Origin of the sequence: Kitasatospora sp. NPDC096128, from assembly GCF_040303105.1 — a bacterium.
Lineage (GTDB): Bacteria > Actinomycetota > Actinomycetes > Streptomycetales > Streptomycetaceae > Kitasatospora.
Window position 1 is genome coordinate 204,431 of sequence record NZ_JBEOSP010000001.1, and the last position, 13,483, is coordinate 217,913.

A 13,483-nucleotide genomic window follows, 5' to 3' on the forward strand; every position below is an offset into this window, starting at 1 on the left:
TGAGTGGGGACGGGTGCGGTCGGGCCACCGGGGACGGCCGGTGGCGCGCGGGGCCTACGACGGGCTGCCGGGCCGGCGCATCGGCCGCAGGGCGGGCCGGGCCTTGCGGGCCGCGGGCAGCGCGGTGGCGAGTTCGCCGACCGTGGGGTGGTCGAAGAGGGTGCGGATCGTCATCTCGACGCCGAGGGCGGCGCGGATCCGGCTGACCAGCTTGGTGGCGAGCAGCGAGTGCCCGCCCAGGTCGAAGAAGCCGTCGTCGATGCTGACCGCGGTCAGTCCGAGCACCTGGGCGAACAGCTCGCACAGGCTCCGCTCCTGCGCCGTCCTGGGGGCGCGGCCCTCGGGGGTGCCGGTGTAGTCGGGGGCGGGCAGGGCGCGGCGGTCGACCTTGCCGTTGGCGGTGACGGGCAGGGAGTCGAGGGTGACGACGGCGGCCGGTTGCGTGTAGGCGGGGAGGCGGTCGGCGAGGAAGGAGCGGAGTTCGCCGGGGGTGGCGTCGCCGGTGACGTAGGCGACCAGGCGCTTGTCGCCGGGGTGGTCCTCGCGGACCAGGGCGAGGGCCTGGCCGACGGCGGGGTGGGCGGTGAGGGCGGCCTCGACCTCGCCGAGTTCGATCCGGAAGCCGCGGATCTTGACCTGGTCGTCGGCCCGGCCGAGGAACTCCAGCACCCCGTCCGCGCGGCGGCGGACGAGGTCGCCGGTGCGGTACATCCGGGTGCCGGGCTCCCCGTAGGGGCAGGCCACGAAGCGCTCGGCGGTCAGGTCGGGGCGGCCCAGGTAGCCGCGGGCCAGGCCGGCCCCCGCGATGTACAGCTCACCGGGGACGCCGACCGGGACGGGCTGGAGGCCCTCGTCGAGGACGTACGCCCGGGTGTTCGCCATCGGACGGCCGATCGGCACCGTGTCCGGCACCGACTCGGCCGAGGGGAGCGGCAGTTGGGTCGCGCAGAGGGTGATCTCGGTCGGGCCGTAGAGCACCCGCACGCCGACCCCCGGGACAGCCGCCAGCACCTGGCGCACGGCGGGCGCGGAGACCACGTCCCCACCGGTGAGCACCTCGCGCACACCGGCGAAGACGCCCGGGTCCTCCTCCGCGATGACCCGGAACAGCCCGGCGGTGACGTGCACGTGGGTGAGCCCGTGGGCCCGGACCAGGGCGCCGATCGTGGCCGCGTCCAGGTCGCCGCGCGGCGCGACGACCACCCGGCCGCCGGAGAGCAGCGGTGCCCACAGCTCGTAGGTGGAGGCGTCGAAGGCGTGCGGGGCGTGGAAGAGCACCCGCAGCCCGTCGGGGTGCTGCCAGCACGGGTCCGTGGCGAGCTGGACGACGTCCCGGTGGGTGATCGCGATGCCCTTGGGCACCCCGGTGGAGCCGGAAGTGAACATCACGTACGCGAGCTGCTCCGGGTGGACGGCGGGGCGGTGGGCCCGGCGCCGGAGCGGTCCGTCGAAGCGGTCCGGGGTGAGCGTCAGCACCGGGCAGGGGGCGTCGGCGGCCAGCGGGTGGTCGCGGTGCGCCGAGTCGACCAGGACGAGGGCGGCCCCGGTCTCGGCGGTGATCTGCCGCAGCCGGGCGGCGGGCTGCCGGTCGTCCAGCGGGACGTAGCTGCCGCCGGCCTTGAGGACGGCCAGCAGGGCGACCACCAGCTCGGCGGAGCGGTCCATCAGCAGGACCACCGGGCTGTCGGCGCCCACGCCCGCCTCGGCGAGGCCGGCGGCCAGGTGCTCGGCCCGGGCGTCGAGTTCGGCGTAGCTCAGCCGCCCGGCGTCGGTCACCACGGCGGGTGCGTCGGGGGTGGCGGCGGCCCGGGCCTCGAAGAGCTCGGGCAGGGTCGCGTCCGGGACGGCCGCGGCGGGGCCGTGCCAGCCGGTGAGCAGCTGCTCGCGCTCGGCCGGGTCGAGGACGTCGACGGTGCCGATCGGCGCGTCGGGGTCGGCGGCGACGGCGCGCAGCACCCGGAGCAGGCGCTCGGCGAGGGTGGTGGCGGTGGTGTGGTCGAAGAGGTCGGTGGCGTACTCGAGCACGATCGTCAGGCCCGCCTGCGGGCCCTGCTCGGTGGTGCGGAAGGACTCGGTGGTGCGGACGGACTCGGTGAAGCGGAAGGAGAGGTCGAACTTGGCCACGTCCAGCTCGAACCGGTGCTCCGCGCAGGCCAGGTCGCCGAAGGCGGCGGGTACCGCGGCCGGGCTCTCCAGGGCCACCAGGGTCTGGAACAGCGGGTGGCGGGCGGGGGAGCGGGTGGGGTTGAGCTGTTCGACCAGGCGCTCGAAGGGGACGTCCTGGTGCTCGAAGGCGTCCAGGTCGAGCCGGCGGACGCGGTCCAGCAGGTCGCGGAAGCTGGGGTCGCCGGTGGTGTCGGTGCGCAGCACGAGGGTGTTGACGAAGAAGCCGACCAGGTCGTCCAGGGCCTCGTCGGTGCGTCCGGCGACGGCGGTGCCCAGCGGCAGGTCGGTGCCGGCGCCGAGCCGGGTGTAGAGGGTGGCGACGGCGGCTTGCAGGACCATGAACACGCTGGCGTGCTGCGCCGAGGCCAACTCGGCCAGCCGGTGGTGGAGTTCGCTGTCGACGGCGACCTCGGTCAGCCGGCCGCGGTGGCTCGGGGCGGCCGGGCGCGGGCGGTCGTAGGGGAGTGCCAGCTCTTCCGGGGCGTCGGCCAGGGTCCGCTGCCAGTGGGCGAGTTGGCCGGCGAGCAGGGTGCTGGGCCGCTCGTGGTCGCCGAGCAGTTCCTGCTGCCAGAGCGCGTAGTCGGCGTACTGGACGGGCAGCGGCTCCCGGTTCTGCGCGGTGCCGGTGCGGCGGGCCTGGTAGGCCTCGCCGAGGTCGCGGAACAGCGGGGCGATGGACCAGCCGTCGCCGGCGATGTGGTGCATCAGCACCAGCAGCACGTGCTCGTCCTGCGGCAGCGAGAACAGTGTCGCCCGGACGGGCAGGTCGCGGGCGAGGTCGAAGACCTCCTGCCCGGCCTCGGCCAGGGCGGCGCGGAGCTCGTCCGGGGTGGCCACCCGGACCGCGCGTAGGCTCAACCCGGCGGCGTCGGTGACCAGTTGGTGCGGCTGGCCGTCGGCGGTCGGGACGATGGTGCGCAGCGCCTCGTGCCGGGCGACCACGTCGCGGAGCGCCTGCTCCAGCGCGGGGAGGTCGACCGTGCCGGTCAGCCGGACGGCGACGGGCGTGTTGTAGAGCGCGCTGGGCCCCTCGAACTGCTCGATGAACCACAGGCGTTGCTGCGCGGGCGAGAGCGGGACGCGGTCGGGCCGGGTGGCCGGCCGCAGGGCGGGGCGGGCCCGGGCGGCGGCGGGCAGGGCGAGCGCGAGGGTGGCCACCGTGGGGTGGTCGAAGAGGGTGCGGATCGGCGGTTCCGCACCGAGGCGGGTGCGGATCCGGCTGACCAGCTTGGTGGCGAGCAGGGAGTGCCCGCCGAGGTGGAAGAAGCTGTCGTCGATCCGGACCTCGGGCAGGCCGAGGACTTCGGCGAACAGGTCGCAGAGGGTCTGTTCGGTGGCGTTGCGCGGGGCGCGGCCCTCGGTGAGGCTGTAGTCGGGGGCGGGCAGGGCGCGGCGGTCGACCTTGCCGTTGGGGGTGACGGGCAGCGCGTCGAGGGTGACGACCGCGGCCGGGACCATGTAGGCGGGCAGCCGGCCGGCGACGAAGGCGCGCAGGTCGCCGCGGGCGGCCCCGCCGGTGACGTAGGCGACCAGGCGCTTGTCGCCGGGCTGGTCCTCGCGCACCAGCGCGACGACCTGGCCGACGGCCGGGTGGGCGGTGAACGCGGCCTCCACCTCGCCGAGTTCGATCCGGAAGCCGCGCAGCTTGATCTGGTGGTCCGTTCGACCGACGAACTCCAGTTCGCCCGTGCCGGTCCGGCGGACCAGGTCGCCGGTGCGGTACATCCGGCCGCCGGGCTCGCCGTACGGGCAGGCCGTGAAGCGCTCGGCGGTCAGCCCCGGGCGGCCGACGTAGCCCCGGGCCAGGCCGGGCCCGGCGATGTAGAGCTCACCGGTCACGCCCGCGGGCACCGGGCGGAGCCCGGCGTCCAGCACGTACGTCCGGGTGTTGGGCAGGGGGCGTCCGATCGGGACGCTGTCCGGGACCTCGGCCGCGGTGGCCATCCGGTGGTGGGTGGCGAAGGTGGTGGTCTCGGTGGGGCCGTAGCCGTTCACCACCCGCAGTCCGGGGCAGCTCTCCAGTACCCGGCGCAGGGCGGCCGGCGGGACGACGTCCCCGCCCGTCCACACCTCGCGCAGTCCCGCGAGGGTCTGCGGCGCCTCGGCGGCCAGCACGCCGAACAGGCCGGCCGTCAGCCAGGCGGCCGTCACCCGGCCCCGGTCGACGGTGTCGGCGAGTTCGGCGATCCCGAGGCGTCCGGCGGGGGCGATGACGAGGCGGTGGCCGGCGAGCAACGGGGCCCAGAGTTCGTAGGTGGAGGCGTCGAAGGCGGTCGGGGAGTGCACCAGGACGCGTTCGTGACCGCCGGCGGTGAACGTCCCGCCGAGCGCGAGGTCGACGATCGAGCGGTGGGTGACGCCGATTCCCTTGGGCGTGCCGGTGGAGCCGGAGGTGTGCATCACATAGGCCAACCGGTCGTCGGCAATGGCGAGTTCGAGGTTGTCGGCGGTGTCGGATCCGACCGCCAGGGTGGTCAGCCCGGCCAGTGCGGGGTGCTCCCGGTCGGTGACGGCGATCCGGGCGCCGGCGTCGGCGAGGACGGCCTCCAGGCGCTCCTGCGGCTGGGCGTCGTCCAGCGGCACGTAGCTGCCGCCGGCCTTGAGCACCGCGAGGACGGCCACGACGAGGGCGGCCGAGCGGTCCAGCAGCAGTGCGACCGGTGTCTCGGCGTCGACGCCCGCCTCGACCAGACGCAGCGCCAGGCCGTTGGCCCGGGCGTTGAGCTGGGCGTAGCTCAGCTCGCCGTCGTCCGCCGTGAGGGCGACGGCGTCCGGGGTGGCGGCGGCCCGGGCCTCGAACAGCTCGGGCACCGAGCCGGCCGGCAGCGCGGCGACCGGGCCGCTTCCGTCGGACAGCAGCCGCTCGCGCTCGTCGGGGGTCGACACATCGACGGTGCCGATGAGTTCGGACGGGTCGGCGGTGATCCGGTCGAGCAGGGCGAGGAAGCGGTCCAGCAGGGTGCGGGCCTCGGCGGGGCCGAAGGCGTCCGGCTGGTGGTCGAGCCGCAGTTGGAGGCCGTCGCCGGGGGTGAGGGCGAGCAGCAGCGGGTAATGGGCGCTGTCGACGTCCTCGACCAGGGTGACCCGGGTGGTGCCGCTCGGGTCGGCGTCGTCCAGGGCGGACGGGTCGGGGTAGTTGCCGTACACCGTGACGGTGTCGAACAGGTTTCCCAGCCCGGCGAGTTGCTGGATCTCGGTGAGGCTGAGGTGCTGGTGGTCCAGCAGCGCGGACTGCTCGTGCTGGAGGCGCAGCAGCAGCTGCCCCCAGCTCTCCGCCGGGTCGAGGGTGACCCGCACCGGCACGGTGTTGATGAGCAGGCCCATCATCCGCTCGACGCCCGGCAGGTCGTGCGGCCGGCCGGAGACGGTGGTGCCGAAGAGCACGTCGGTGCGGCCGGTGAGCCGGGCCAGCAGCACGCCCCAGGCGGCCTGGACCAGGGTGTTGAGGGTGACGCCGTAGCGGCGGGCGGTGCGGCCGAGCGCCTCGGTGGCGGCCGGGGAGAGGCCGGCGTGCACGCGCAGCGGCAGCTGCGGGGTGGCGGAGGTGTGGCCGGGGGCGAGCAAGGTGGGCTCGTCCACGCCCGCGAGGGCCCGGGCCCAGGCGGTGCGGGCGGCGGCGCCGTCGCGCCGGGTGATCCAGCGCAGGTACTCGCGGTAGGGCGCGGCCGGAGGCAGCGGCCGTTCGAAGTACAGCGCCCACAGCTCCTCGGCGAACAGCGGGGTGGACCAGCCGTCCAGCAGGATGTGGTGCGCGGCGGCGATCAGCCGGTGCCGGCCGGGGGCCAGGGTGAGCAGGGTGTAGCGCAGCAGCGGCGGCCGGGCCAGGTCGAAGCGGCGGCCGTACTCGGCGGCGGCGGCCCGGTCGGCCTCGGCCTCCGGGGCGGGGTGCCCGGTCAGGTCCAGGACGGTGAAGGGCAGTTCGACCCGGTCCGGCACGGCCTGGACGGGCGGGCCGTCGGGGCGCTGGTGGAAGCCGGCCTTGAGGTTGGGCTGGCGCAGCAGCAGGGCCTCGGCGGCGGCGCGCAGCCGGTCGGCGTCGACCGGACCGGTGACGTCGAAGGTGCAGACGGCGGTGTAGACGTCGGCGCCGTCGGTGTCGTACGCCGCGTGGAAGGCCATGCCCTGCTGGAGCGGGGAGGTCGGCCAGACGTCCACCAGGCCTGCGGGGGCGTGGTGTTCGGCGAGCCGGTCGACCTCGTCCTGGCCCAGGGGGACCAGCGGGAAGTCGGCGGGGGTGTGCCCGCCGGCGCCGGGCCGCTCGGCGTGCTCGGCGAGCGCGCGCAATGCGGTGAACCAGGCCTCGGCGAGGGCGCGGACGCGGTCCCCGTCGAGCAGTTCGGCGGCCCAGGACCACTGGGCGACCAGCAGCGGGCCCTGCGGGGTGTCGACGGTGGTGGCGTCCAGGCCGAGCACCCGGGCGAGCGCGAGGCCGTCGGCGGCGCCCTCGGTCATCGCCTCGGCCCCGGCGAGCACGTCCTCGGCGGTGACGCCCTCGGGCTGGAAGCGGCCCAGGTAGTTGAACTCGATCTGCGGTTCGGCGCAGCCGGCGAGCACGGCCGCGGTGGCCGGGTTGAGGTGGCGCAGCAGGCCGTAGCCGATGCCGTTGTCCGGGACGGCGCGCAGCTGTTCCTTCACCCGGCCCAGGGCGCGGCCGAGTTCGGGGCCGGCGGCGGTGACCTCGGACCAGGACAGTGCCCCGGGGGCGAGCCGGACGGGGTAGACGGAGGTGAACCAGCCGGCGGTGCGGTGCAGGTCGACGCCCTCGACCACCTCCTCGCGGCCGTGGCCCTCGACGCTGACCAGCACGGCGCCGTCCGGCCCGGCGGGGGCGTCGCCGCGCCAGTGGCCGAGGGCGAGCGCCAGCGCGGTCAGCAGCACGTCGTTGACCTGGGCGTGGTAGGCGGCCGTGACCCGGGTCAGCAGGGCCCGGGTGGTCTCGGCGGGCAGCACGACGCGCAGGGCGCCGCCGGTGGCGTGGGTGTCCTTGGCGGGGTCCAGCGGCCGGTCGCCGAGCAGTGGGTCCGGGGTGGCCAGGGCGGCCTGCCAGTAGGGGAGTTCGGCGGCCCGGCGGTCGGTGCGGGCCTCGGCGGTGAGCCGCTGGGCCCAGCGGCGGAAGGAGGTCGGCACCGGCGGCAGCGCGGGTTCGCGGCCCTGCCGGGCGGCGGCGAGCGCGGCGAGCAGGTCCTCCTCGACGATGCGCCAGGTGACGCCGTCCACCACCAGGTGGTGGATCACCAGCAGCAGCTGCCCGGGCAGTTCCGGGCCGGCGTCGAACCGGACGGCCTGGAGCATCCGGCCGTCCTCGGGCGAGAGGCGGTCGCGGGCGGCCGCGGTCGCGGCGCGCAGGGTCTGCTCGGTGGCGGGGCCGGGGACGCTGCGCAGTACGGTCGCGGCGGCCACCGCACCGGGGGCGGGGACGTGCAGCGTCCAGGGGCGCTCGGCGAGCGGGGAGGTGCGGGCGCGCAGGACGTCGTGGTGGTCGAGCAGGGACTGGAGGGCGGCGGTGAGGTGCCGGTGTCCGGTCCCGGCCGGGAGGGGCAGCACGGTGGCCTGGTAGAAGCTCTCGACCGCGCCCCGCTGTTCGGCCAGCCAGTGCACGATCGGGGTCGGCGGCACCTCGCCGAGGCCGGCTCCGGGCGGCTCGACCGCGACCGGGCCCTCCAACGGGCGGGCGACCCGGGCCAGCGCCTCCACGGTCGGGGCGTCGAAGACCTCGCGCGGGGTGAGCTGCAGCCCGGCGTGCCGGGCCCGGGAGACCAGCTGGATGGCCACGATGGAGTCGCCGCCGAGCTCGAAGAAGGAATCCGTGACGCCCGCCCCCGGTATCCCGAGCACCTCGGCGAACAGGCGGCTGAGGGTGTGCTCCAGCTCCCCGGCGGGGGCCCGGCCGCCCTCCTGCGCGGCGCCGAGGACCGGCGCGGGCAGGGCCCGCTTGTCCACCTTGTCGCTGGGGGTGAGGGGCAGCCGGTCGAGCACCACGACGACGGGCACCATGTGGTCGGGCAGTCGCTCGGCGCAGTACGCGCGCAGCTCGGCCGGGTCGGCGGCGCCGACCGTGTAGCCGACCAGCCGGCGCTCGCCCGGGCGGTCCTCCCGGAGCAGCACCACGGCCTGGCGCACCCCGGGGTGGGCGGAGAGGGTCTGCTCGATCTCGCCGAGCTCCACCCGGAAGCCGCGGATCTTCACCTGGTCGTCGGCCCGGCCGAGGAAGTCCAGCTGCCCGTCGGGGCGCCGGCTGCCGAGGTCGCCGGTGCGGTACATCCGCTCGCCGGGCCCGCCGAAGGGGCAGGCGACGAAGCGTTCGGCGGTCAGGCCGGGGCGGCCCAGGTAGCCCCGGGCCAGGTGCGGGCCGGAGAGGTACAGCTCGCCCACGGTGCCCGGCTCGACCGGGCGCAGCCGTTCGTCCAGCAGATGGATGCGCACGTCCTGGCAGGGGTGGCCGATCGGGGGCTGCTCGGCGCCGGTGAGCGGCTCGCTCAGGGTGACGCTGACGGTGGCCTCGGTCGGCCCGTAGCTGTTGAACATCAGCCGGTCGCGGCCCAGGCGGGCGGCCAGCTCGCGCGGGACGGCCTCGCCGCCGCTGACCAGGGTGCGCAGGGAGGGCAGCGGGACGTCCGGCAGGGTGGCCGCCATCGCGGGGGCGAGGTCGGCGTGGGTGACGCCGTGGCGGTCGATCAGGTCGGCGAGCGCCTCGCCGACCAGCTGGCTCTGCTCGCGGGGCAGGACGAGCGCGGCGCCGGTGGTGAGCGCCGCGGCCAGGTCGGAGACGGAGACGTCGAAGCTGAGCGAGGCGGCCTGGAGCACCCGGCTGCCGGGGCCGAGACCGGTGGCGGCGACCTGGGTGCCGATCATGCTGGGCAGCCCGGCGTGGGTGACGGCCACGCCCTTGGGCAGGCCGGTGGAGCCGGAGGTGTAGATGACGTACGCGGTGTGGTCGGCGCTCAGCGGGCGTACCCGCTCGTCGGCGGCGAACGGGGTGCCGGGCCGGTCGGCCAGCTCGGCGAGGTGCTCGGGGGAGTCGAGCAGCAGCCGGGGGGCGTCGGTCCCGGGCAGCCGCTCGGCGGCGCCGGTGGTGGTGAGCACCAGCGCGGCGCGGGAGTCGGTGAGCATGTGCCGCAGCCGCTCGGCCGGGTAGGCCGGGTCGGCCGGCAGCCAGGCGGCGCCGGTCTTGGCCACGGCCAGGATCGCGGCGACCGCCTCGGGGGACTTCGGCAGGGCGAGCGCGACCACGTCCTCGGTGCCCAGGCCGCGGGCGGCGAGCACCCGGGCCAGCCGGTTGGCGCGGGCGTCCAGTTCGGCGTACGTGAGGGTGGCGTCCTCGGTGTACAGCGCGGGGGCGTCCGGGGTACGGGACACCTGGGCGTCGACCAGTGCGCCGAGGGTGGGGCGCGGGTCGGGGCCGGTCGTGGCCGGGTCGGCCAGCCTGGTGGCCAGGCCGGCCGGGGTGGGGGCGTCCAGCAGGAGCGGCAGCGGCACCCGGAACCCGAGCTCGGCGCGCACCCGGGCCAGCAGCCGTGCGGCGGCGGGCCGGTCGCCGCCCAGCTCGAAGAAGCCCGCCGCGGGGTCGACCGACTCCCGGCCGAGCACCTCCGCGAACAGTCGACACAGCACCTCGGCCGGTCCCGGCCGCGGGTCGGTTCTGCGCGTCTGCTGGTCCCCGGACATGTGACTGTTCCCCTCGTTGCTGCGTGACCGGTGGAGCGTGGGCGTGCGGTGTCGCTGCGCGTTCTGCGCGTTCTGCGTCTTCGCTGCGCGGTGCCGCGTGGTGCCGCGTGGTGCCGCGTGGTGTCGCGTACCGCGGCGCGGTCAGTGGCCGGACAGGTGGGCGACCAGGCTCTTCGGCCGCAGGTCCTGCCAGTGCTGCTCGACGTAGTCGACGCAGTCCTGTCGTGCGGCGGCGCCGAAGACCTGGTGCCAGCCGTCGGGCACCGGGCTGAACACCGGCCACAGCGAGTGCTGGCCCTCGTCGTTGACCAGGACGAGGTAGTCGGCCTCGGGGTCCTCGAACGGGTTCGCCATCGTCGGTTTCCTCTCTGTTCGGAGAATTACGAGGAGGGGGGAATTTCGTCGGCAGGCGGTGAACGGACTACATCTGCGTCCGGTTCACCGAGTTCGCCTCAGTACGTTCACGGGCCCCAGCCGGAGTCGTCCCCGTGCATGGCCGAGGGGCCTGCGGCCACCGTGGACTGGTACGGTGCGGCGTGCATCTGGAAGCCGATCCCGGCGACCAGCAGAACGGCGAGAATCCCGAGCATCTTGTGAATGCGATCGGCAAGATTCGTCATGGCGAATTCCTCTTCCTGAGGCGGGCGGTGTGTGCGCTCCTCGCTGTGAATGAATCCTGCCGAGGCTCAAACTGGCGTGGAAGCTCTGGCCGTTATCGGGATCACGCAATGCGAGAACCGGAAGCGTGAACAGACTGTGTCAAAAACGGGCAGATCTGATGCAAAGAGCACCTGGGCCTGTCAGATCAGTGGTGGGAAGCCCGGGCATGCGGAAGTCCGGGCCCCTGGCTGGAGCGCATCTCAGCGGCCGGTTCCCAGGCGGGTTCCCAGGCCGGACCCCAGGCGGGTTCCCAGGCCGGACCCCCGGTCCGAACTCCCGTACCGGCCGGAGCGGTCCGGGGTCAGCGCCGGGATCCCCGGCGCAGCTCCTCCCGGACGGTGGGCCAGTCCCCGGCCCACGGCCGCCGGGCCCCGGCCGGCGACTCCAGGGCGAGGGTCGCCAGGTAGACCCGCTTGAGCGCGGCCCGCTCGTCCCGCACCCGCCCCGCGGACTGCTCGATCCGGCGCAACCGGGCGTGCAGCCGCTCCAACGCGCCCCCGCCCGCCAGCAGCCGCCGCGCCTCCGGGCCGAACCGGAACCCCGGGGCGAGCAGCGGCCACGCCGCCCGCCAGACCCGGAACACCTCGCGGTGGCCCGGCCCCCACTCCCGCTCGGCCCGGCCCAGCCGCTCCAGCGCCGCCGCCTCGGTGGGCGCCGTACAGATCTCGTGCAGCGTCCGGGCCAGCCCGCCCCAGTCCTCGCCCGGCGCGTGCCGCAGCGCGGCGTGCAGCAGATGGGCCACCGAGGTGTGCACCACGGTGCGCGGCCACCGCGCGGCCGCCGCCTCCGCCAGCCCCGCCCCGGCGTCGCCGACCAGCACCCAGACCTCGCGCACCCCGCGCTCCGAGAGCCCGGCCAGCACCTGCGGCCAGCGCTCCCCGTCGGTGGCCGGCCACAGGCCCAACACCTCGCGCAGGCCGTCCGCGGAGATCCCCAGCGCCAGGTGCACCAGCGGGCCGCCCGAACGCCCGCAGCGCACCGAGTCGACGAACACCACCGGGTACACCGGGTCCAGCGGACGCCCGCGCCGGTCGGCGAGCTCGTCGAGCACCTGGTCGGTGATCACCGAGACGGTCTCCCGGCTGAGCTCCACCCCGTACACCTCGGCCAGGTGCGCCACCAGTTCGGCCGAGCTGAGGCCGCGCGCGGAGAGCGAGACCACCAGCCGGTCCAGGCCGGGCAGCCGGCGCGCCCGGGGCCGGACCGTACGGGGGGCGAAGCTGCCGTCCCGGTCGCGCGGCACCCGTACCTCGACCGGCCCGATCTCGGTCAGCAGCCGCCTGGCCCGGGCGCCGTTCGGCCCGTTGGGGCCGCGGTGGCCCACCGGAGTGCCGGAGCCGCCGGCGACCCCCGCGGGGTTGTCGGCGCCCGGCCCGCGCAGGTGCTCCTGGAGTTCGAGCTCCAGCGCGCGCTCGATCAACTGCTTGGCCAGCGCCTGGAGCAGCCCGCCGTCACCGAGCAACTGCACCGAGCCCGAGCCGACTTGAGCGGCGGCCGCCTCCGCGAGCTGCCGCACCAGCCGCTGGTCCACCAGCCCGGCCGGGTCCACGGGTGGGGGCGGGTCCACGGGTGGCGGCGGGTCGGGATCAGCTCGCATCAAGGGGTGCCCTCCGTCCGTCGGCCGGGCCGGTCCACCGGCCCTTCGCTCCAACCGCCCTGACGGGGCGACACGTGCAGTGCGGCGGCCATCCGCCCGTCACGGCCGTCGGGTGCGGTCGTCCTCGCCGTCACCACCGTCGGACGCCGTGTCCGGGCATGCCGGTTTCGCCGTCAACCGCTGATTTCCGCGCCTTCAGGGCGTACACTCGCGGCTGTCGTGGCCCGGGGGGGATGCGTCCGAACGGCAGGTGAACACCATCCTGCCCTTCCGGGCGTCTGGCTGTTGCCGGTTCGGGCATTCGTGAAAGCGCAATGCCGAAGCCGGAAGGATGCCCAGATGTGCGTATCCCAGGACACCAGCACGGAAAAGGGGACACCCCAACTCTGCGACCGGGGAATCGAGTTCTACCGCACCGCACTCGCCGAGGGCGGCGCCACGGCGGGACAGGCCCCGGAATGCCTGCTCAGCATGGGCCTGCTGCGCACCCTGCCCGGGGCCGGGCAGCGGCTCGCCCCCGTCCCGCCCGACCTCGCGGTCGCCGGCCTGACCCGGCCGCTCGAACTCGCCGTGCTGGCCCACCAGGAGCAGCTCGCCGAGCTGCGCACCGCCTTCACCGCCGCCGAGCACGCCTACCAGGACGTGATGAGACAGGCCCAGCTCCCGATCCGCCTGCTGGCCGGCGAGGAGATCAACCCCGCGCTGGAGAAGGCCGTCGCCGCCTGCACCGAGGAACTGCGCACCGCCCAGCCCGGCGGCGGCCGCGGCGCCGACCACCTGGCCGCCGCCCTCCCGCGCGACCTCGCCCTCGCCGAACGCGGCGTCCGCCAGCGCACCCTCTACCAGCACACCGTGCGCTCCCACGGCCCGACCCTCGCCTACATCGAGCAGGTCAGCGCCCGCGGCGCCCAGGTGCGCACCCTCAACGAGGTCTTCGACCGGGTCATCATCTGCGACCGCTCCACCGCCTTCATCCCGGCCGGCGCCCAGCGCGAGGCCGCCGCGGTGCTGATCCAGTACCCGCCGCTGGTCGAGTACCTGCTCAAGATCTACGAACTGATGTGGGAGCGGGCCGAGCCCGTCACCTACCTGGAGGGCCACCACCGCCCCCAGCTGCTCACCGACCGCACCCGCCGGAACGTCCTGCGGCTGATGGTCAACGGCTTCACCGACGAGGCCATCGCCACCCGCCTCGGGATGAGCACCCGTACGGTCTCCAGCCACATCCAGAAGGCCAGCGAACTCCTCGGCAGCCGCAGCCGGGGCCACCTCGGCTACATCATCGCGCGCGAAGGCGTCCTGGACGAGCCGCTCGACGACCTCTGACGGCGGCGCCTCCGACGGCGGCACCGGTGGCATGGGCCTGGTGGCATCGCCCCGGTGACACGGACCGGC

The 13,483-nt window shown here is 75.4% G+C and carries 5 protein-coding genes; 1 reads left to right on the forward strand and 4 read right to left on the reverse strand.

Annotated elements, in window-relative coordinates:
* Positions 1-54: 54 nt before the first annotated feature.
* The 4 genes from ABTY61_RS00840 to ABTY61_RS00855 form a co-directional block, all read right to left on the reverse strand.
* Entirely contained in the window at positions 55-9,831 is a 9,777-nt protein-coding gene (locus tag ABTY61_RS00840) for a non-ribosomal peptide synthetase (RefSeq protein WP_350502717.1), read from the reverse strand.
* Between the two features lie 141 nt (positions 9,832-9,972).
* Positions 9,973-10,185, reverse strand: a complete 213-nt coding sequence (locus tag ABTY61_RS00845; RefSeq protein ID WP_350502718.1) for an MbtH family protein — start codon at positions 10,183-10,185, stop codon at positions 9,973-9,975.
* A 107-nt stretch (positions 10,186-10,292) separates the two neighbouring features.
* Entirely contained in the window at positions 10,293-10,451 is a 159-nt protein-coding gene (locus tag ABTY61_RS00850) for a hypothetical protein (RefSeq protein WP_350502719.1), read from the reverse strand.
* Between the two features lie 341 nt (positions 10,452-10,792).
* Positions 10,793-12,040, reverse strand: coding sequence for an IS256 family transposase (locus ABTY61_RS00855; RefSeq protein WP_502895192.1), 1,248 nt, complete (start codon positions 12,038-12,040; stop codon positions 10,793-10,795).
* 387 nt (positions 12,041-12,427) lie between these two features.
* Between ABTY61_RS00855 and ABTY61_RS00860 the strand changes: the two genes are divergently transcribed.
* Complete coding sequence (locus ABTY61_RS00860; RefSeq protein ID WP_350502721.1) at positions 12,428-13,414, forward strand: helix-turn-helix transcriptional regulator; 987 nt, start codon at positions 12,428-12,430, stop codon at positions 13,412-13,414.
* Positions 13,415-13,483 lie beyond the last annotated feature (69 nt).